We start from the raw sequence: 21,311 nt of genomic DNA on the forward strand, positions 1-21,311 counted from the left end.
GCGGCGGGGTGCCGCCCTGCCCTGTGGCTTACGGCTGGCGCAGGCTGATGCGGGTGATGCGGTCACCCTTCGGATCTTCAGCGCCACGCGACTTGTTCACGGCGAAGACATTGCCCTTGCCATCGGCGCGGACGTGATTGGGGAAGGTGCCGCCATCGAGGTTGCCGACCACCTTGCCATCACGGTCGACGGCAGTGACGGTGCCGGCACCGCGATTGGTGACGTAGGCCAGGCCACTCTTCGCATCGAAGGCCACGTTCAGTGCCCCGGCGCCGACCGGCACGTCGTGCACGACCTTGCCGCTGGCCACGTCGACGATCAGCAGGTTGTCGGTGCCCTGCGAGGCCACGTACAGGCGGTTGCGCTCGGCATCGAAGGCAACGCCCGAAGCGCTGATCGAATTGCCCAGGTCGATGACCTTGTCGACCTTGCCGCTGGCCACATCGATCACCGCCGCTTCCGGCGTACCGATGCTGACCGTGAACAGTTTGCCGCTGGGCTCATCCAGCACCAGGCTCATCGGCACGAACTTCTCGTCGTCCACGCCGGAGGCCAAGGTGATCGGCTCCAGTGCCTTCAGCGTCTTCGCATCGAACACCGACAAATGGTCCTCACCGGCGGCCGATGCGAACACCTTGCCGTGCGTGCTGTCGACCACCACGTCGCGGGCGTGCGGCACGGCGCCGACCGGGAACTGATGGACCAGCGACAAGTCTGCCTGGCGATAGACAGCCACGGTGTCCTGGCGGGTGTTGCTGACCCAGACATTGCCATTGGCATCATCGACGCCCACGCCATACACCGCGAACACCGCACCGTTGGTGCTGCCCGGCACCTGCGCCGGGGTGATGGCCTTGGTCACCTTCAGCGACTTCGGGTCCAGTTTCAGCAGCTGCGACTGGGTGACCGGCGGGCGGCCGACGGCCGAGGTCACGAACACGGCATTGCTGGCAGCACTGTAGGCCGACTGGTACAGGCCCGGCACCAGCTTGTTGGACTGGGTGGTGAACTTCGCCTGGCCCGACAGCGGCAGCTGCGGCGACACACGCAGCTTCAGCACGGCTGCGGCGGCCGGCTGGCTGGCGCGCACCACCACCGGATGGGTACCCGGCACGGCGTCGGCCGGAATGGCCAGCTGGGTCTTGAAGTTGCCATCGGCATCGACCACCACCGGCTGGCTGTTGAGCACGGTATCGCCACGCAGCAGGCTGACCTGCTGGCCCGGCACGAAGCCGCGGCCGGTGACATCGGCGGTGCTGCCGGGAACCACGTTCTCACCGCGTGAGACAACCTGGCCCTTGAAGGTAGCGCTGGCCGGCTGGTCGAACACCGGCTGTGCGCTGGCGGTCACTGCCAGCAGCAGGCCGGCGGCCAGGGAAGTGAGGCGGAAAGACGGACGGAATGACATGGAAGGCTCCTTGCACACGTAGGCCGCGCCTGGTGGCGCGGGATTCATCGGTTGCCTTGGCCGCTGCACATCGACAGTCCGCCTGGGTAGTGGGGTCGCACGGCACTGCCGTGCGAGGGGGTCATTCGGCGGCGTTGTCTCCACCGGCCGGCGGGCCGTCGGCGGCGCTGCGGTCGGTCACGCCATAAAGCTCGTGCAGCGCCGCGTGGAAGGACGCCGGCAGCATCGGGCCATGGCCCAGGCCCGGGAACTCGCGGTACTGCACGCTCAGCCCCGGTACCTTGCCCAGGCGCTCGGACAGCTGCATTGCCGCATCCGGGGTGGCGCCACCAATGCGGCGCAGATGCGCGACCACGCGCGGATTGCTCATGTCGCGCTTGCCACGGTCGCCGACGCGCTCGGCACCGCCCAGCATCAGCCACACCTTTGCTGGCTGGCCATGCACGTTCTGAACGAACTGCTGCTCGATGTCACCCAGCGGCGCACCCTGGCTCCACCACAACGACGGGCTGGCACTGAGGTAGTACTGGAAGGCGGCCGGACGGGTGTACAGGCTGCTGAGCACGAACAGGCCGCCCAGCGAATGGCCCCACAGGGCCTGCTGCTGGCGATCGATGTTGGCGCGGCGTTCCACTTCGGGCTTGATGCGACGCTCGATCATGTCCAGGAAGGCCGCTGCGCCGCCGCCGACAGCCTGCGTCCTGCCGCTTTCATCATCGGCGCGATCGATCCATGCGGTGTAGTCGCGGGTGCGCGACGCCGAATCGATGCGCAGGTCGTTGTCGTAGCCGATCAGCACCAACACCGGCGGCGCCTTGCGTGCGGCCAGCTCGGCCAGCAGCGGCTGGTCCAGCACCATCGCCACGGCGTTGCCGTCCAGTGCGTACAGCACCGGCGATGGCGCCTTGGGGGCCTTGGCCGGAATCGCCACATTCACCCGCCAGCGGCGCTGCTGATCGGGGCTGTCGATCACGAAACGCTCGAAGCGATAGCTGGCCGCCGGTGCATCAAGCACGGTCTGGCCCATCTTCTGCAGCGGATTGCGTTGCTGCGCGTATGCGTACGGGGTAGCCAGGAGCAGGCCCATCATCAAGGCGGCCAGGCCGGACAGCAGCGGGCCGCGGCGCGGAGGCAGGACGGAAGACTTCATCAGTGACGGCGAAAGCGGCACACGGCCACCGGTTCACAAGGGACCGCAGTCTACCTTAAACGCGAATGATTATCACATCGATCAAACGTCACGCTATGTATCACGCGCGCGACAGTGCGTACGCCAGCGCTTGCACCGGAAGTCCGGGTTCATCTACTTTGCCTGCCATCGGGGCGCAGGAATCGCCCCGCCCTTGCGGGTGCCTGCCTGGCCCCTGCCCATCAGCTCCACAACCGCCATGGGATCGGATCCCATGATTGTGAGAACCCCTTGAAGCACAAAGCACTGATCGCACTCGTCGCCTGCCTTCTCGCCCCGCTGGCCGGCCATGCCGCGCCGAGCCTGGCCGGGCTGTATTCGGCCTATGAAGAGGCCGGCTATTCCTCCCTCGGGCTGGAACAGCTCAACCAGACCGTACAGTTCACGGCAGTGAGCCTGGGCGCCTCCAGCAACCTGCAGGGCGAGCCGGTCCTTGAGGCGGGCGATGAGGATGGCCAGGTGCTGGCCCGCCTGACCGCCTCCGACGACGAGCAGAACGCCAAGCTTGCAGCGATGGATGACGGCGTCACCTTCACCGCCAGCTGCACGCTGCAGTTCAGTTCGGGATCGGATTACCTGGCGTTGGGCGACTGCGTTCTGCAGTAATCAGCTTGGCACTGCTGACAGCAGCGCAGAAACGACGAAGCCGGCCCTGGGCCGGCTTCGTTGCATCGGGCCGAAACCCGTTGACTCAGGGGCCGGCGGGCACCGGACCGTACAGGTTGTCCTGCGGCGTACCCGGCAGCAGCGCAAAGATCAGGATCACCACGCCACCGCCCGGCACCAGCGCCAGCAGGTACAGCCACCCTGACTGGTTACAGTCATGCAGGCGGCGCACGGTCACCGCGATCAACGGCACGATCGTGGCCAGCCAGAGCGCACCCACCAGTGCCACCGCGCCGATCGTGATCCCGGCCATCCAGCTGGAATCGGCGTCCAGCACGAGGCCGGCAACGAGCGCCACTGTCAGCGCAATCACGCATACCGCGGCTCCCGCAAGCAGCAGGAACAGCTGGAACATCCAGTACTCGCGGCGGTTGGCGCGGCCCTCGAACTGGGCATAACGCTTCAACGGCAGAATCATTTCCTGCACGGCATCGTTCCTTGAAAAACAAGCCGCGCAGTCTGCCAAATGCATGCGGGCGGGGCAATGCGCCGCCTTGCCACACGCAGACGACTACGCGCCCTTGGCCGCCCTCGCCGCCTCGCGCTCGGCACGCAGCCGGTCGAGCTTTTCCTTCAACTTGATCTCCAGCCCGCGCGGCACCGGGTTGTAATACACCCGCTCGCCCATCGCATCGGGGAAACCGGTCTGGTCCAGCGCGATGCCGCCCTCGGCATCGTGGTCGTACTGGTACTCGGCACCGTAGCCCAGCTCCTTCATCAGCTTGGTCGGTGCATTGCGCAGGTGCAGCGGCACTTCTTCGGTACCACTGTCGCGCACATCGGCCTTGGCCTGGTTGAAGGCGGCATAGCCGGCATTCGACTTGGCGGTGCTGGCCAGGTACAGCACCAGCTGCGCGAAGGCGAGCTCGCCTTCCGGGCTGCCGAGCCGCTCGTAGATGTCCCACGCTTCCAGCGCCATGCTCTGCGCGCGAGGATCGGCCAGGCCGATGTCCTCGATGGCCATGCGGGTCAGCCGGCGCGCCAGATACGAGGGATCACAGCCGCCGTCGAGCATGCGCGTGAGCCAGTACAAGGCGGCATCAGGATTGGAGCTGCGCACGGACTTGTGCAGCGCCGAGATCTGGTCGTAGAACTGCTCGCCGCCCTTGTCGAAGCGGCGGGTGCGGTCGGCCAGCACCTGGGTCAGCGTCTGCGGGGTGATGCGACCACCCTCCCCGCCCGCCAGCTCGGCGGCGATTTCCAGCAGGGTCAGCGCACGGCGGACGTCGCCATCAGCGGCGGTGGCGATTTCCAGCAGCAGCTCGGGCGCGACTTCGATGCGTTCCTCGCCCAGCCCGCGCTCGCGATCACCGAGCGCACGTTCCAGCGCTTCGACGATGTCAGTCGGCGAGACACCTTCCAGCACATGCACGCGGCAACGCGACAGCAGCGCCGAGTTCAACTCGAACGACGGGTTCTCGGTGGTTGCACCGACGAACAGGATGGTGCCGCGCTCGATGTGCGGCAGGAACGCATCCTGCTGCGCCTTGTTGAAGCGGTGCACTTCGTCGACGAACAGCACCGTGCGACGACCTTCGGCGAAGCGCTGCGCGGCCTCTGCCAGCACCTGGCGCACCTCCGGCAGGCCGGACAGCACGGCGGAAATGGCACGGAATTCGGCGTCGGAGTATTCAGCCAGCAACAGCGCCAGCGTGGTCTTGCCGCAGCCGGGCGGTCCCCACAGGATCATCGAATGCACGCGTCCGGATTCGACGGCACGGCGCAACGCGCTCTCTGGCGCGAGCAGACGCTTCTGCCCGACCATCTCATCCAGGGTGCGGGGGCGCATGCGCTCGGCCAGCGGGCGCATGTGTTCCCGATCGACACTCAGCAGATCGGGGCCGGGGAATGAAGTGGAGCGATGTCTTGGCACGCGGTCATTGTACCGCGAGAGCATGCCAACCAAGGTTGACACCTACCAAGGCGGTGCCGGTTGACACCCACCAGGGCCGGTAGCGCCGAGCCATGCCCGGCGGACCGGAGATCTGCGGCAATCGGTGGTGCCGGCCACTGGCCGGCAGATCAAAAGCATGACAACCAAGGTTGACACCTACCAAGGCGGTGCCGGTTGACACCCACCAGAGCAGGTAGCGCCGGGCCATGCCCGGCGGATCGGAGATCTGCGGCAATCGGTGGTGCCGGCCGCTGGCCGGCAGATCAAAAGCATGTCAACCAAGGTTGACACCTACCAAGGCGGTGCCGGTTGACACCGACCAGCGCAGGTAGCGCCGGGCCATGCCCGGCGACCGCGATCAGTTGCCGATGACGTCGGTACCCGCCGGCGGGGTGAAGCGGAAGGTGTTGGCGGCGAAGCTGGGGTTGCGCTTCCAGCCGCTGAAACTGATCACGGTGCGCTGGCCCACGGCGTCGGTGATCTCCATCTTCGCCAGGCCCTGCGCGTTGAAGCCCAGCGCGGCGTACTGGAAGCTGGCTTCGGTCTCGCGCTTCGGCGACAGCGACAGCCACTGCAGGCCATCGCGGGTGGCGGCCTCTTCGCTCACGTCGTACTGCTGCTCCAGCAGTGCCGGATTGATCAGCGCGGTCAGCGGGCTGTTCTGCTCTTCCTTGCCCTGCTCGCGAACGGTCGCCTGCTCCAGGTCCGGCTCGAACATCCACACCTTCTTGCCGTCAGCCACGATCAGCTGCTCGTGCGGGCGCACGTACTCCCAACGGAACAGGCGCGGTGCCGACAAAGCGACGCGACCACTGGTGGATTCCTTGACCTTGCCGCGGCTGTCGAACACCTGCTGGCTGAACTGCCCATCCAGGCCCTTCAGGCCGGTGGTGAAGGTTTTCAGGTCATCACGGGCGCCGGCCCAGGCGCTGCCGGCAGCGGCGCAGGCCACGGCCAGAGTGGTGGTGGCAAGGAAACGGCGGAGGCGAAGGTTCATGCGGGGATCCTGTGGGCGCGCGGCCAGGAAAGTTGGGTGCCAGTGTGCCCGGCGAAAGATGAATGGGCGATCAGGACGCCATTATGACGCCCTGATCGCTGATCGGCGATTCAGCTGCCAGCGGCCGGCAGCTTGCCGTACAGCACCTGGCCACGGAAGCCGCGGCGTACCTCGCGGAACAGCGCGCGGAACGCGGCATAGTCCTGCGGCTGGCACAGCGCCTCGGCGCCGCGCACCGCGTTCTGCTGCAGGCGGTGATGCACGGTCACTTCCTGGCCCTGCCGGCTCCAGTCGACCCGGTACTCGCCGGCGGCATTGGCAAACCGCTGGCTGCGCGGAATCGCGATGATCGGGGCATTGGCCGGGAACTGCAGGCGATAGGTTTCCTCGCGCAGGCTGGCATTGCAGTAGAACGGCGTCTCATTGTCCGGCGCCGAGGCGCTGGCATACAGCCCGCGTACCGATTCACCACCGGGCGGATCGGGCACGGCCATGCCGCCGGCCACATCGAAGTCCACGTAGTCCTCGGCCTGGAAGGCCATGCGATAGCCAAACGGCCGGGTCAGGTCGACCGGCACACCCTGCAGCTGCAGCTGGCCGCGGCCATCGAAACCGGACGCGGCCATGATCGATTCTTCAGCGCGCGCCCGGTTCTGTGCATTGAGCTGGGCGAACTGCGCGCGCATGCCGATCTCGGCGTTGTCGCTCAGCTGCGGCACTGTCTCGCCACGCAGGTTGCCCTGCGCGTCGAAGGTGAAGCGCACCTCCATCACCGTGGCGTTGCGCTGCGGATCATTGGCCGGCGTGCGTGCCAGGGTGGCATCGCGGGTGTGCAGCACCGGCGCACCAAGGTCGCCATCAGGCAGCTGGCCGAAGCGCGCCCAGGCACTGGTCGAATCCAGGTACAGGTCGAACTCGGGCACGTAGGTGATGGCGTGGTTGAAGCGGCCCAGCAGCGGAATCTTCGGCAGCGTCGGGCCGCCACCGGCACCGATCAGCACCGGCGAACTGGTGATGCCCTTGGCCGCCAGCAGCGCCTCGAGGATCGTTACGTGGTCCTTGCAGTCGCCATAGTGGTTGTCGAGGATGCTCTGCGCACTGTTCGGCTCCAGGCCGCCATTGCCCAGGTACACCGCCACGTAGCGGATGTTCTGCGCCACCCAGCGGTACAGCGCATCGGCCTGCGCGCGGCGGTCGCTGATGCCGGCGGTGACTTCATCGGCCAGCGCCTGGATCTCCGGGGTGACCTGTGCGGCCGGCCCTGCTTTCAGTTGGTAGGCGCGACCCATCTGCGCCCAGTCGCGATAGGTGCTGGCCATGATGTTCGGCCCGAACTCCCACACCGCCGCCGACCAGTTCTGCGCCTGCATCGGCTCGCGGCGCTGGTAGCGCCAGCGCCATTGCGCCTGGCCGTTCTTCACCACCGGCCGGTCACTGCCCTGCACGCCACGGCTGTCCACGAACATGGGCAGATTGGCCGGCGCGCTGAGGGTCACTTCGGCATCGTCGTACTGGGTGAACACATTGAAGGTTTCCCACAGGCCAAAGTAGCCCGGGAAATAGGGCGTCAGCTGGGTCCGACGCACCTGGTAGAACAGCCGCGTGCCCGGCGCCAGGTTCGGGAACACGATCACCCGCACCTTGCGGTCGGCATACATCGCCGCCGAGGCACTGGAATAGCTTTCCTGGGTGTAGATGCGATCAGCCGGCACTTCGCGGCGCTGGCCGTCGGCGGTCAGCGTATAGGCGTTGACCACATCCAGCGTTTCCATCTTCTCGCTGTAGCTCAACCGCACCTGGCTGAACTGCTCCACCGCTGCCTTGGTCTTGAGCAGGATTTCGTAGGTTTCAGTCTGCACGTTGCCGGCATCGGCGCGCACCTGGTAGTCGGCGCGATAACGTACGAAGCTGAAGTTGTTGCTGGCCTCGGCATCGCTGCCGGTGGACGGTGGCGCGACTGCGGGTACAGCCGTCGCGGCGGCATCGGCCAGCGCCGGGCCGGATGCCAGCAGGCAGGCCAGCGCCAGCGCGCAGGAAACGGGTTGAAGCATGCGTCGGTTCCTTGGACGTCGGGAATGCGGCAGGGCTTGGCTTACTTCGGCGGCGGCGGTGCCAGCACGGTGCGGTCGCCGTTGTGCTCGGGCGGACTGACCACACCGGCCGCTTCCATGGCCTCGATCAGTCGCGCTGCGCGGTTGTAGCCGATCTTCAGGCGACGCTGCACGCCGGAAATCGACGCGCGGCGGGTCTCGGTGACCACGCGCAGCGCTTCGTCGTACAGCGGGTCGGACTCATCGCCGCCGCCGGAACTGGTCTCCGGCAGGCCGGTCGCACCGACCACCACGCCATCGCCCATCGTCTGTACTTCGTCCAGCACGCCGTCGACATAGTCGGCCGGCCCCATTGCCTTGAGGTGCTCGACCACGCGATGCACTTCCTCATCGGACACGAAGGCGCCGTGCACACGCTCGGGCATCGCCGTGCCCGGCGGCAGGTACAGCATGTCGCCGTGACCGAGCAGCGTCTCGGCGCCGGACTGGTCGAGGATGGTGCGCGAATCGATCTTCGAGCTGACCTGGAAGGCGATGCGGGTGGGAATGTTGGCCTTGATCAGGCCGGTGATGACGTCCACCGACGGGCGCTGGGTAGCCAGGATCAGGTGGATGCCGGCCGCACGCGCCTTCTGCGCCAGTCGCGCGATCAGCTCTTCGACCTTCTTGCCGACGATCATCATCATGTCGGCGAATTCGTCGATGAAGATGACGATGAACGGCAGCGTCTCCAGCGGGCGCGGCGCCTCGCCCAGCTCCGGGTTAGGCTTGAACAGCGGGTCCATCATCGGCTGGCCAGCGTCCTGGGCGTCCTTCACCTTCTTGTTGAAGCCGGCGAGGTTGCGCACGCCCACCGCGCTCATCAGCTTGTAGCGGCGCTCCATCTCCGCCACGCACCAGCGCAGGCCGTTGGCGGCCTCCTTCATGTCGGTGACCACCGGCGCCAGCAGATGCGGAATGCCCTGGTAGACGCTCAGTTCGAGCATCTTCGGGTCGATCATCAGCATCCGCAGGTCTTTCGGCGACGCCTTGAACAGCAGGCTCAACACCATCGCGTTGACCGCCACCGACTTGCCCGAACCGGTGGTACCGGCCACCAGCAGGTGCGGCATGCGCGCCAGGTCGGCCACGGTCGAGCGACCGGCGATGTCCTTGCCCAGCGCGAGGGTCAGCGAACTGGCCGACTTGTCGTACTCCTTCGAGCGCAGCAGCTCGGACAGGTAGATCATCTCGCGGGTGACGTTGGGGATTTCCAGGCCGATCACCGACTTGCCCGGAATCACATCGACCACACGCACCGACTTCACCGACAGGCCGCGGGCGATGTCCTTGTCCAGCGAACTGATCTGGCTGACCTTGATGCCCGGCGCCGGCTCGATCTCGAAGCGGGTGATGACCGGGCCGGGGTTGGCGCCGACCACCTGTGCATCGATGCGGAAGTCCTTGAGCTTGAACTCGATCTGCCGCGACAGCGCGTCGAGGGTGTCCTTGTCATAGCCCACGGGTTGCGGCTTGGGATCATCCAGCAGGGCCAGCGGCGGCAGGTCCGAGCCGTCGCCATTGACGCCACGGAACATCGGGATCTGGTTGTCGCGCTTGGCCCGGTCGCTCTTTTCGATCACCGGCTCCGGGCGCGGCTCGATCTTCACCGGCTCGCGCTTGGCGCGCACTTCGGCATCGGCCTTGCGCACTTCCTGGCGTTCCTCGCGAAGAACGCGGGTCTGCTGCCATTCGGTGGCCTGCTCCTTCTTGCGCTCCAGCAACGGTGCCAGCGACATCACGCCGCGACCGATCTTCTCCATCACCACGAACCAGGACAGGCCCGTGGCCAGAGTGATCGAGGCCAGCAGCAACACCAGCACGAACAGGTTAGCGCCCAGCGCACCAAAGCCCACGCTGAGCGAATTGCCGACCAGCTTGCCGAGGATGCCGCCGGCACTGGAGACATCGCCACTGAACAGGCGCACGTGCAGGAAGCCGGTGCCGGCGATCAGGAAGCCGACCAGGCCGACCAGCCGCAACGCGGGGTCCAGATCGTTCTCGCCCTTGCTCTCACGCTTGAGGCCGAACATTGCGATCCAGGCCAGCGCGCCCAGCACCACCGGCAGCAGGAAAGCGATGTAGCCGAACAGCTGCAGCAGCACGTCGGCGATCCACGCGCCCGCGCGGCCGCCCATGTTGTGTACCGGCGCAACCACGCTGCCGGTGTGTGACCAGCCCGGGTCCGTCGCTGAATAGGTGAAAAGGCTGGCAGCCAGATACAGCAGCGCCGGCGCGATGGCGATCAGACCCAGGTCGCGCCACAGGCGCTGACGGCGTGGGTTGTCGGTCGTGGCCGCTGCCGCCGAGCGACGCGATGCCTTTTTGTCGTCGGACTTGGAGCGTTCGGGGACCTGCTTCGCCACCTTAGACCATACCTTTGGAATGCGCTGTTAGTGTTTGATAATAAACGAGACGGCGTCAGTTTTCAGTTATCCGTTGCCGCGCAAGCGATGACAGGGCCTGAAACCGCCCGTGGATGGCGCTGTTCTGTTCATCGGCTTGAATCGCCCTGCCCCAGCCGCCACTCTATGACCAGCCAAGGATGCTGTGCAAACATCGCCGCGCCTTGTCCCATCTACCTTTTCGCGAGTCTACATGAGCACCAGCCTGCCCTCCCGCCACCAGCGTCTTGYCATCCTCGGTTCCGGCCCGGCCGGTTGGACCGCTGCCGTCTACGCTGCCCGCGCCAACCTGAAGCCGGTCGTCATCACCGGCCTGCAGCAGGGTGGCCAGCTGATGACCACCACCGAAGTGGACAACTGGCCGGGTGACGCCCATGGCCTGATGGGCCCGGACCTGATGGCGCGCATGCAGGCCCACGCAGAGCGCTTCGAGACCGAGGTCATCTTCGACCACATCCATACCGCGGACCTGTCGCAGCGCCCGTTCAAGCTGATCGGCGACAGCCACGAATACACCTGTGACGCCCTGATCATCTCCACCGGCGCGACCGCCAAGTACCTGGGCATCCCGACCGAAGACGAGTTCAAGGGCCGCGGCGTCTCCGCCTGCGCCACCTGCGACGGCTTCTTCTACCGTGACCAGGACGTGGTCGTGGTCGGCGGCGGCAACACCGCCGTGGAAGAAGCGCTGTACCTGTCCAACATCGCCCGCAAGGTCTATCTGGTCCACCGCCGCGACACCCTGAAGGCGGAAAAGATCATGCAGGACAAGCTGTTCGCCAAGGTTGAAGCCGGCAAGATCGAAACCGTCTGGCACCACCAGGTGGAGGAAGTGCTGGGCAACGAGGCCGGCGTGACCGGCGTGCGCGTGAAGTCGACCCTGGACGGCAGCACCCGCGACATCGATGCCCACGGCTTCTTCGTGGCCATCGGCCACCACCCGAACACCCAGCTGTTCGACGGCCAGCTGACCATGAACAACGGCTACCTGGAAATCCGTTCGGGCCTGGGCGGCAACGCCACCCAGACCTCGGTGGAAGGCGTGTTCGCCGCCGGCGACGTGGCCGACCAGCACTACCGCCAGGCGATCACTTCGGCCGGCTTCGGCTGCATGGCCGCACTGGACGCAGAGCGTTACCTGGATGCACAGGGCAAGGCCAGCTGAGGCTGGCTTCTGTAGCGTCGAGACAGAGTTGACTTGAAGCGGGCGCGAAAGCGCCCGCTTCAAAGCATTCAACCTGCCGTCGCGGGCTCCACACCGGCAGAGATGATCGGAGCCTCGCTCAACCCGCGCGATGTTCGGATGCACTGCACGACGTGGCGCACAGGTGGCGATTTCACGCCATCGGCGTCCACGACCCGCGTATCCCACAGAATTGGCGCACTCCCGGCGTTCTCGCACCGCAGGGTAATCTGGCTGGGTTTGTCGTCGGGGCTAGTGATGCGAACCTTTCCGTCGCTGCAGGTCCATCCGGGCGGGCAGCCCACGTTCGTGGTGACCAGTTCGATGGGGTACTGCGGATAGCCCTCGAAGGCGACATCCACCTGCTGTGAGCTTCCCTGAGGCAACCGTATTCCCTGGATGGGCTCGGCCTCCAACGGAACGCAGCCCTTGCCTTCGCGGAAGAGCCGGTAGCCCTTCTCAACTCCTTTCATGGAAGCGGCACGGAACACCGGGTCCTGGAGGGCGGCGGCGTCCGCGGCATTTGTGTGAAAAGCCACCTCGACCACTATGGACGGCATGGTTGCGAAGTTGTTTTCACCATGTCCTGCGGCGACGCCATCTCGGGGAACAGGAAAGTCAGCGTAACCCTCCTGTGCGGTGATGAGCTCCCGCATGTAGCACAACGTCAGATCGGCCAGCTGTCGATCCGCTGGCTTGCTTGAATGGTAGAAAACCCTTGACCCACGGGCAACGCCTGGGACATCCGCATTGGTGTGAATGCTGAGCATCCCTGCAACGCCGAGATGATTCGCGTAGTACGGTCGAGCGCGGATGTCATCTGACACCTCCCTGTCGCTCGCAGTACTGTTCGCAAAGTGATTCCAGATATCTGTCCGATCAGGAAGAAGATCCTTGAGATGGTAACGAGCTGACATCTCATACCACGGACGCATTGAATCCGGGTGCGTACCGCCCCCGCCGCGACGCGCACGATGCACGGTCACACCCCCTCGATCTTCCAGCAGCCGTTGCAACTCGTCCGCATATCCGGGCGTAATCAGATCCTCCTGCACGCCATTGCGTACAGGCCGCTGGAATTCCCACCCCATACCGGGGTGCACTCTCAGCAGCCCGTGACTGGCCGAGACAAGAACCTGGCCCCCTGCCTGCCTGGCAGAGCCCTGCTCTTGCGCACTGATGCCGCGAGGAAAGTGTTCCCAGTAGGGCTTTCCCTCGTAAAGAATGACCGTTTCAACTTCGCCTACGCCGGCCTGCGTCGTGTAGGCCTCCAGGGTGTTCCTGATGTGCTGCTCCAGTTCCTCGAGCGAATGATCGTCCTCCGACGGCAGGATTCCAGCCCCGAAGCTGATGACGAGCTTCCTTTGCTGGATATCAACAGAGGCACCAACTGATATGCCCGTGGATCTGGACCTGCGCAACTGGTGGTCATCCAGGATCTTCTGTGCTTGCCGCGTCAATAGAAGATCCAACGCCACATCTGTATCAGCGGCGGGCGGTAAAGGCTGAGTGAGCGCCTGCGGACAGGGTAAGGTGCAGGCAATGATCGACGCCAATCCAATGGGGCGGAACGCGCGCACGAAATTCATATCAGTTCCTTTGAAAGGTTGGGGAGTGCGCCACGCGTGTCGCACGGATCAACACWGCCAAGCCCTCAAAAGGGATGTAATGCTAGGCGTTTCAGATCCGGGAATTCACAATTTCCCTCAGGCCCATCGCGCCTACCAACGCCGCAACAAGCCAATCCTCGCCAGCCTCGAACAGCTCCCCCGAGAATTTTGAGAAAGGCAAGCTGTCCATTCGCGAACACTGAACGGCATCGGCCGTGCCCCCTGCAGTTAGCGGTACCGAGTGATCCAAGGCCGACGCCAATCGGCACCGCGTCACTCCCATCGTGACGGGCGATCAGACCCTCACCCCGGCTGGTTAAACTCAACCCGCGGCGCCGCGACACCGTCATCCCGCACCGCACCTGCCCTATCCTCTTCCCATGCCCACCGCCCGCTTCCTCGACTCCCTGCAGTCCGTTCCCGCCACCGCGTGGGATGCCCTGCACGATGGCCGCAATCCATTCGTCAGCCACGCCTTCCTGTCCGGCCTGGAAACCTACGGCTGCCTGCGCGAGGACTGGGGCTGGCAGCCGCAGCACTTCACCCTCTGGGACGGTGATGCCCTGGTCGGCGCCGTTCCCGGCTACCTGAAGACCAATTCCCACGGTGAATTCGTGTTCGACCACGCCTGGGCCAATGCCTATGCGCGGCACGGACGCGACTACTACCCGAAGTGGCTCGGCGCGGTGCCGTACTCGCCGGTGACTGGCCCGCGCCTGCTGGCCCGTGACGACGCGCAGCGCACCGCCCTGCTGACGGCACTGCGCGACCGGTTGCCCGCGCTGGATGTGTCATCAGCCCACATCAACTTCCACACGGCAGCTGACGAAACGGTCTTCGATGACGACTGGCTGCTGCGCGAGGACATCCAGTTCCAGTGGCATAACCGGGGTGACTGGGTGACGTTCGAAGAGTTCCTGGGCGCGATGGACCACAAACACCGCAAGAACATCCGCCAGGAGCGCGCCAAGGTCGGCCGTCAGGGCATCAGCTTCCGGGTGGTGCATGGCGACGAGGCCACCCGCGCCGATCTGCAGGCGATGTACCGCTTCTACCTGCAGACGTTCCTGGAATACGGCAACGCGCCAGCGCTGACCGAAGCGTTCCTGCGCCATCTGGCGGTTTCACTGGGACGCGGGCTGGTGCTGTTTCTGGCCGAACAGGACGGCGAACCGATTGCCGGCGCGTTGTGCCTGCGCGGTGGCGACACGCTGTACGGCCGCTACTGGGGCGGTGCCACCCTGCCCGGCCTGCACTTCGAGGCCTGCTACTACCAGGGCATCGAGTACTGCCTGCGAGAGGGCGTGGCCCGCTTCGAGCCGGGTGCGCAGGGCGAGCACAAGCTGGCACGCGGCTTCCTGCCCACCATCGTGCGCAGCCGGCACTGGGTGGCCGATGCGGAGTTTGCCGAGGCACTGCAGGACTGGTGCCGGCAGGAGCGGCGGGATGTGCGGCGCTACCAGCAGGAACTGCAGGGGCATGGCCCTTTCCGCGCGGAACCGTAGCGTCGGAGAAGCGTGCCAGCCAAGGTTGGCATCTACCACGGCAATGGCGGGGATGCTGCGCTCAGGTGCACTGCCAGAAGTGCCCGCTCACCCGGCACTTCGCGCACCAGAAGCTGTACAGCATGCCGCCACTTCCCCACAGCACCATGCCTTCATTGGTGGTCGGCAACGTTGAGTCCAGCTGCATCACGAAAGGCATCTGCTCGCCACAATCGATGCACGCCGGGTAGTGCGCGCTCTGCACCCAGCTCGGTGCGCCACCCACCCGCGACAGGTTCTGCCGGTGATTGGACTGGCCCCAGTCCTGCTGCTGCCAGCGATGGCTGTCCATCGCGGCAAGACCCACTTCGGCCTGCAGCAGGTCGCCGCTGTCGGTGGGATTGATCGGCACCTGGCAGTGCTGGCTGGGGTGGCAGCTCGGCATGCCCTCTGCATCGTGCCGATAGAAACGCACGGGCGGGTCTTCCCAGCCACAGCAGTCCAGGCACAGCCCGAGCGTGACCTCACCCTCCGCGTCCGGCTGCAGCGCCGCAGCATCGGACTGCAGCAGACGCTGCAGCGGCGCATGACAGCTGCCGCACAAGGCATCGAGCAGCCCGCCCACGCGCCCGGCGTGAAGCACCTGGCCGCCATTCCAGGTGGGATGCAGCCGCCAGATCCGCTTGCGCCAGGCAGGCTCTTCGTCCACCTGTGCGCGATGCTGTTCGCGTCCGAAGCGCAGGTGCAGCGGTTGCTGGCCATGCAGGCGGCGCAGACGCGGGCCATCGGCCAGGCCCGCCCAGTGCGCCCAGACCTCGGCATCCAGGTCGCTCCAGTCGGCCAGGTAGCCACGGGCGGCGGCATGGGTCTCCGGCTGGGTGGCCAGCAGCACTGCCTTGGCCCGCTCCAGTTCGCGATCGTCGTCCGCCTCGGTCAACCGATGCGCCCAGTCAGTCGCAACCGACGGCGGCAATGCCTGCCAGACCTGCGAGGCCAGCTGGATGTGATCCTCGATGGCGACCTCCAGCAGCGCCTCCCAATCGTCCTGCAGCGTGTGCGGCGCTTGGTAGCTGGCAAACTCCAGCACGCTGGTCAGCAGCTCGCCACGCTCGCCGTCACGATAGCGCCGCCAAGCGTCAATACAGACCGGAGCGACAGCCTCGTCCGGCAGCAGATCCAAGGCCGTGTCGAGGAAGGTGGAGCCGGGTGAGCGGCGATCCAGCGCCTGCAGCAGAAGCGCGCCAAGCGGGGGGCGGTCTTCGCTGGCCAGGGTCAACAGCATGGCCAGGCTGTCATTGCGTGTGCGCGGCGCATCGTGCGCATCGAGGATGGCGGTGATCGGATCGCTCATGCGGGGCTCCTTGCCGGTAGTGCGTGATGGTGCCAGACATCGCGCATCGCCACGACGAATACAATGCCGGCATGACCCGTCAGTTGCCCTGGCGCCTGGCCGATGCGCCGGATGCCCCCTTTCCGCCGGCCGAGACAGCGCTGCGCCAACCCGATGGCCTGCTTGCGGTGGGCGGCGACCTGCATCCGCTGCGCCTGCTCAATGCCTATGCCGGCGGCATCTTTCCGTGGTTCAGTGAAGGCGAGCCGATCCTGTGGTGGTCGCCGGACCCGCGCATGGTGTTCCGTACCGACGGCGTGCACCTGAGCAGCAGGTTCCGCCGGCAGCTGCGCGGCAACTGCTGGGAAGTGACCGCCGATACCGCCTTCAGCCAGGTGATGCGTGCATGCGCCAGCGCGCCCCGCCCCGGCCAGGACGGCACCTGGATCAGCCCGGCGATGGTGGATGCCTACAGCCAGCTGCACGACCTGGGTTTCGCACATTCCTTCGAGGTGTGGGATCGGCAGACGCTGGTCGGCGGCATCTATGGCGTGGCTATCGGCACGATGTTCTTCGGTGAAAGCATGTTCAGTGGCGAAAGTGGCGGCTCCAAGGTGGCGCTGGCCGCACTGGCACGCACGCTTCACGGCTGGGGTTGGCCACTGATCGACGCGCAGGTGGAGAATCCGCATCTGCTGCGCATGGGCGCCGAGCATCTGCCGCGCGCGCCGTTTCTGCAGCAGGTCCGCAGCGCGGTACAGGCGCCGGGCCGGGAAGGCGTCTGGACCCGGCTCGTCGGGCGCGTGCCGGCAGCGGATTTTGCCGGGGAATAACACAATCTTTGCAAGCTGGGCGTTTGACGCGTAAAATGCTGCGCCTTAGGCCCAGCGTGGCCGTTTTCTGAACCGCACAGGACTACATGTCGAAAGACGATTCCATCGAGTTCGAGGGCACCGTCAGCGAGACGCTGCCGAACACCACTTTCCGCGTTCGTCTGGAAAATGGGCACGAAATCATTGCCCACATCTCCGGCCGCATGCGCAAGAACTACATCCGCATCCTCACCGGTGACCGGGTCAAGGTTGAAATGACCCCGTACGACCTGACCAAGGGTCGTATCACCTACCGAATGAAGTAAGCGGCTGGCGCGTTGCGCCACCTCGACAAGGCCAGCCCTGGACGCTGGCCTTTTGTCATGCCTGGAATCCGGCCCTGCCGGACGGCACCCTGACCGAATGCACCGTGACATCGGTCAGCCATGCTTGCGGCAGATTCGCATTCGCAGCGGCGGCGTCATCGTGGCATCCGATCCAGTCCGGATCGCCATCCCCTGCCCCTGCCATGAACGTGACCTCCCTGCCCGCTGGCTTCGCCGCCCTGGTACTCAGCACTGCCGCCCTGATCGCACCCGCCGCCCAGGCCGCCGACACGCCGTCGGCAAGCGCCGGTGACAGCTGCATTGCTTTGAGCGAAGACCAGCAGATCGTCCGCGCCGGCGCTGATCGCGATGTGCTGCTGCGCAATGGTGACCAGCACTACCGCGTGGTGTTCAAAGCCTCCTGCAGCAGCGCCGTGACCTCGCGGCGGCTGGCATTTGAAACCCAGGGCGAAAGCAACCAGCTGTGCGCCGGCTCACGCAGCGTGCTGAAGACCGATCGCGCCAGCTGCACGGTCGAGCGGATCGAACCCCTCGAAGCTGCCGCCTTCCAGCGCATGGCCCGCCAGCGCAGCCGCTGAGGAGCTGACACGACAAGGGCGGCCTGCGCCGCCCTGTCGTTGCTTCCGTTGCCGGGCGCTGCCCGGCACATCCTTACTCCACCGTGGCCGGCAACAGCCGTTCCGGCTCGGCCTGCGCCTCGACCACCAGTTCGTCGTTGCGCACGTCGATGCTGACCTTGCCGCCGTTGACCAGCTTGCCGAACAGCAGTTCGTCGGCCAGCGGGCGCTTCACCTTGTCCTGCAGCACCCGCGCCATCGGGCGGGCGCCCATCAGCGGGTCGAAACCGTGGTGGGCCAGCCAGTCGCGCGCAGTCGGCGTGGCCGACAGGCTGACGTGCTTCTCCTGCAGCAGCATCTCCAGTTCGATCAGGAACTTGTCCACCACGCGCAGGATGTGTTCGAAGCCCAGCGGCTGGAACTGCACCACCGCATCGAGGCGGTTGCGGAATTCCGGGGTGAACGCACGACGGATGGTCTCCATCGCATCGGTGGCGTGGTCCTGCTTGGTGAAACCGATCGAGCGCCGCGAGGCCTGCGCCGCGCCGGCATTGGTGGTCATCACCAGCACCACGTTCTTGAAGTTGGCTTCGCGGCCGTTGGTGTCGGTCAGCACGCCACGGTCCATCACCTGCAACAGGATGTTGAAGATGTCCGGGTGCGCCTTCTCGATTTCATCCAGCAGCAGCACGCAGTGCGGCGTCTTGACGATCTTCTCGGTCAGCAGGCCACCCTGGTCGAAGCCGACATAGCCCGGGGGCGCACCGATCAGGCGGCTGATCGAATGCGGCTCCATGTATTCGGACATGTCGAAACGGACCAGTTCGATGCCCAGCTGCAGCGCCAGCTGCTTGGTCACCTCGGTCTTGCCGACACCGGTGGGGCCGGCGAACAGGAAGTTGCCGATCGGCTTTTCCGGATTGCCCAGGCCCGAGCGTGCCAGCTTGATGGCCGACGCCAGGGTGCCGATGGCCGGATCCTGGCCGAAGATCACCATCTTCAGGTTGCGCTCCAGGTGCTGCAGCACATCCTTGTCGGTGGCGCTGACCTGCTTGGCCGGGATGCGCGCCATCTTGGCGACGATGGCCTCGACCTCCTCGACGTCGATCAACTCCTTGCGCTGGCCTTCCGGCATCAGGCGCTGGCGGGCACCGGCCTCATCGATCACGTCGATGGCCTTGTCCGGCAGCAGGCGATCGGCGATGTGCTTGACCGACAGGTCGACGGCGGCCTGCAGCGCTTCATCGGCGTAGGTGACGCCGTGGTGGGCTTCGTACTTGGACTTCAGGCCCTGCAGGATCTCGTAGGTTTCGCCCACGGTCGGCTCGACGATGTCGATCTTCTGGAAGCGACGGGCCAGCGCCCGGTCCTTCTCGAAGATGCCGCGGTATTCCTGGAAGGTGGTCGAGCCGATGCAGCGCAGCTCGCCCGACGCCAGTGCCGGCTTGATCAGGTTGGAGGCGTCCATGGTGCCGCCCGACGCCGAACCGGCGCCGATGATGGTATGGATCTCGTCGATGAACAGCACCGCATTGGGCACCTTCTTCAACGCGGTCAGCACGCCCTTCAGGCGCTTTTCGAAGTCGCCACGGTATTTGGTACCGGCCACCAGCGCGCCGAGATCGAGCGAATAGATGACCGCATCGGCCAGCACGTCCGGCACCGAACCCTCAACGATGCGTCGGGCCAGGCCCTCGGCAATCGCGGTCTTGCCGACGCCGGCCTCGCCCACGTACAGCGGGTTGTTCTTGCGGCGGCGGCACAGGACCTGGATGGTGCGCTCGATCTCGTCGGCACGGCCGACCAGCGGGTCGATGCGACCGGCACGGGCCTGCTCGTTGAGGTTGCTGGCGAACTCGGTCAGGGCATCGCCCTTGGGCTCGCCTTCGCCCCCCTCCATGCGGCCCTCGCCCTCGGAGGAGGACGGCTGCTCGCCTTCCTCGCCCAGCTTGGCGATGCCGTGGGACAGGTAATTGACCACATCCAGCCGGGTGACATCCTGCTGGTTGAGGTAATAGACCGCGTGGGAGTCCTTCTCGCCGAAGATGGCAACCAGCACGTTGGCGCCGGTGACCTCCTTCTTGCCGGAGGACTGCACGTGGTACACGGCCCGCTGCAGCACGCGCTGGAAGCCCAGCGTGGGCTGGGTATCGCGGCCGTCATCTTCGGCCAGGCGGGACACGGAGGCCTCGATGGCCTGCTCCAGCTCCTGGCGCAGGCGGTCGGCGTCGGCGCCACAAGCCTTCAGTACGGCCTGGGCGGACGGGTTGTCGAGCAGTGCCAACAGCAGGTGTTCGACCGTCATGAACTCATGTCGGGCCTCACGGGCGCGCTTGTAGCACTGGCCGATGGTGTGTTCGAGGTCTTTGCTGAACATGGATTACTCCGGCGGCAGTTGGAGACAATATGCGGCCTGACTACACGATTTCCATCACCCTAGCGGATTGCGACGTTCAGATGGCGTTAGCACTACCAAACGCTTGATCATCGTTCACTCCAGGACAGCCCACCCACATGAGCGAACCCTACCTGAGCCGCTGGCGATTGCGACGTGATGGTCCTTCGATCCGTACCCCCCATGCCCGGCTCTGGCCGGTGCTGACCGCCTCTGGCGAGGCGGCCATGTTGAAGGTGAGCACGGAGACAGAGGAACAGAACGGCCATCGCCTGCTGCGCTGGTGGAACGGCGACGGTGCCGCACGCCTGCTGGCCCACGAGGGGCCGGCGATCCTGATCGAACGGGCGCACGGCGATTCGCTGCGGCAACGCTCGATCAAGGGCGAGGACGACGCCTGCACCATGATCCTGTGCCAGGTCCTGCAGCAGCTGCACCGGCCACGGAGCGCGCCACCAGAAGATCTGGTCTGCCTGCGTAGATGGTTCGCCGATCTGCTGCAACCAAGGGCACCGCTGCCGCCATTGCTGGAACAGTGCAGATCGCTGGCGATGGCACTGCTGGAGGACGAGCAGGAGATGCGGCCCCTGCATGGCGACCTGCACCACGACAACGTGCTGGATTTCGGCGCACGGGGCTGGCTGGCGATCGACCCGAAGCGGTTGCTGGGCGACCGCGCGTTCGACTACACCACGATGTTCAGCAACCCGGACCTGTGCGGGCCGGGCATCCATGTGGCAACACGGCCCGAGCGCTTCCATGCCCGGGTGGAACAGGTCTGCCGGCTGGCCGATCTCGAGCGCACGCGGCTGCTGCGCTGGATCGCGGCCAGTGCCGGCCTGTCAGCGGTGTGGTTCAGGGATGATGGTGACCCGGCCGACATCGATGAGGCGGTGGCCGTGATGGCCCTGCAGGCGCTGGCGGAGGCGTGACGCGAACCTGGC

The 21,311-nt window shown here is 65.8% G+C and carries 17 protein-coding genes; 7 read left to right on the forward strand and 10 right to left on the reverse strand.

Going from position 1 to position 21,311, the window contains the following annotated elements:
• Positions 1–28 precede the first annotated feature (28 nt).
• Together AC1DCU_RS05360 and AC1DCU_RS05365 are read right to left on the reverse strand one after the other, a co-directional pair.
• Complete coding sequence (locus tag AC1DCU_RS05360; protein ID WP_282279685.1) at positions 29–1,408, reverse strand: YncE family protein; 1,380 nt, start codon at positions 1,406–1,408, stop codon at positions 29–31.
• 121 nt (positions 1,409–1,529) lie between these two features.
• Positions 1,530–2,558: an alpha/beta hydrolase gene (locus AC1DCU_RS05365; RefSeq protein WP_223485500.1), complete on the reverse strand. Its 1,029-nt coding sequence runs from the start codon at positions 2,556–2,558 to the stop codon at positions 1,530–1,532.
• A 270-nt stretch (positions 2,559–2,828) separates the two neighbouring features.
• Here AC1DCU_RS05365 and AC1DCU_RS05370 point away from each other — a divergent pair, with 270 nt between their 5' ends.
• Positions 2,829–3,203, forward strand: a complete 375-nt coding sequence (locus AC1DCU_RS05370; protein ID WP_442252058.1) for a hypothetical protein — start codon at positions 2,829–2,831, stop codon at positions 3,201–3,203.
• Between the two features lie 85 nt (positions 3,204–3,288).
• On the opposite strand, the gene AC1DCU_RS05375 is transcribed toward AC1DCU_RS05370, so the two are convergent.
• The 5 genes from AC1DCU_RS05375 to AC1DCU_RS05395 form a co-directional block, all read right to left on the reverse strand.
• Entirely contained in the window at positions 3,289–3,690 is a 402-nt protein-coding gene (locus tag AC1DCU_RS05375; protein ID WP_442252057.1) for a DUF805 domain-containing protein, read from the reverse strand.
• 84 nt (positions 3,691–3,774) lie between these two features.
• Positions 3,775–5,160: a replication-associated recombination protein A gene (locus AC1DCU_RS05380; RefSeq protein WP_051501584.1), complete on the reverse strand. Its 1,386-nt coding sequence runs from the start codon at positions 5,158–5,160 to the stop codon at positions 3,775–3,777.
• Positions 5,161–5,515: 355 nt separating this feature from the next.
• A complete protein-coding gene (gene lolA, locus AC1DCU_RS05385; protein WP_032974810.1) occupies positions 5,516–6,154 on the reverse strand; it encodes an outer membrane lipoprotein periplasmic chaperone LolA in 639 nt (212 codons plus the stop codon).
• Positions 6,155–6,264: 110 nt separating this feature from the next.
• A complete protein-coding gene (locus tag AC1DCU_RS05390; protein ID WP_442252056.1) occupies positions 6,265–8,205 on the reverse strand; it encodes a DUF3857 domain-containing protein in 1,941 nt (646 codons plus the stop codon).
• Between the two features lie 41 nt (positions 8,206–8,246).
• Positions 8,247–10,610: a DNA translocase FtsK gene (locus AC1DCU_RS05395; RefSeq protein WP_032974812.1), complete on the reverse strand. Its 2,364-nt coding sequence runs from the start codon at positions 10,608–10,610 to the stop codon at positions 8,247–8,249.
• Between the two features lie 232 nt (positions 10,611–10,842).
• On the opposite strand from AC1DCU_RS05395, the gene trxB reads away from it, so the two are divergent.
• Positions 10,843–11,814 carry a thioredoxin-disulfide reductase gene (gene trxB, locus AC1DCU_RS05400; RefSeq protein WP_478014129.1) on the forward strand — a complete coding sequence of 324 codons (972 nt, stop codon included), beginning with the start codon at positions 10,843–10,845 and terminating at the stop codon, positions 11,812–11,814.
• A 68-nt stretch (positions 11,815–11,882) separates the two neighbouring features.
• Here trxB and AC1DCU_RS05405 read toward each other — a convergent pair whose 3' ends face one another.
• Positions 11,883–13,421, reverse strand: coding sequence for an N-acetylmuramoyl-L-alanine amidase family protein (locus tag AC1DCU_RS05405; RefSeq protein WP_442252055.1), 1,539 nt, complete (start codon positions 13,419–13,421; stop codon positions 11,883–11,885).
• Between the two features lie 401 nt (positions 13,422–13,822).
• Between AC1DCU_RS05405 and AC1DCU_RS05410 the strand changes: the two genes are divergently transcribed.
• The gene (locus AC1DCU_RS05410) at positions 13,823–14,947 is read left to right on the forward strand and encodes a GNAT family N-acetyltransferase (RefSeq protein WP_442252054.1); all 1,125 of its coding nucleotides are present in this window, start codon (positions 13,823–13,825) and stop codon (positions 14,945–14,947) included.
• A gap of 61 nt (positions 14,948–15,008) precedes the next feature.
• Here AC1DCU_RS05410 and AC1DCU_RS05415 read toward each other — a convergent pair whose 3' ends face one another.
• The gene (locus tag AC1DCU_RS05415) at positions 15,009–16,277 is read right to left on the reverse strand and encodes a hypothetical protein (protein ID WP_442252053.1); all 1,269 of its coding nucleotides are present in this window, start codon (positions 16,275–16,277) and stop codon (positions 15,009–15,011) included.
• Between the two features lie 71 nt (positions 16,278–16,348).
• Between AC1DCU_RS05415 and aat the strand changes: the two genes are divergently transcribed.
• The 3 genes from aat (at position 16,349) to AC1DCU_RS05430 (ending at position 17,993) form a co-directional block, all read left to right on the forward strand.
• Positions 16,349–17,089, forward strand: a complete 741-nt coding sequence (gene aat, locus AC1DCU_RS05420; protein ID WP_442252061.1) for a leucyl/phenylalanyl-tRNA--protein transferase — start codon at positions 16,349–16,351, stop codon at positions 17,087–17,089.
• An 86-nt stretch (positions 17,090–17,175) separates the two neighbouring features.
• A complete protein-coding gene (infA, locus tag AC1DCU_RS05425; protein ID WP_005409596.1) occupies positions 17,176–17,394 on the forward strand; it encodes a translation initiation factor IF-1 in 219 nt (72 codons plus the stop codon).
• Positions 17,395–17,597: 203 nt separating this feature from the next.
• A complete protein-coding gene (locus AC1DCU_RS05430; RefSeq protein WP_099783944.1) occupies positions 17,598–17,993 on the forward strand; it encodes a hypothetical protein in 396 nt (131 codons plus the stop codon).
• A gap of 73 nt (positions 17,994–18,066) precedes the next feature.
• Here AC1DCU_RS05430 and clpA read toward each other — a convergent pair whose 3' ends face one another.
• Positions 18,067–20,349, reverse strand: a complete 2,283-nt coding sequence (clpA, locus tag AC1DCU_RS05435; RefSeq protein WP_032974818.1) for an ATP-dependent Clp protease ATP-binding subunit ClpA — start codon at positions 20,347–20,349, stop codon at positions 18,067–18,069.
• Positions 20,350–20,486: 137 nt separating this feature from the next.
• Between clpA and AC1DCU_RS05440 the strand changes: the two genes are divergently transcribed.
• Complete coding sequence (locus AC1DCU_RS05440) at positions 20,487–21,299, forward strand: APH(6) family putative aminoglycoside O-phosphotransferase (protein ID WP_280883743.1); 813 nt, start codon at positions 20,487–20,489, stop codon at positions 21,297–21,299.
• The last annotated feature ends 12 nt before the right edge of the window (positions 21,300–21,311 follow it).

Source organism: Stenotrophomonas sp. 10L48, assembly GCF_056395105.1.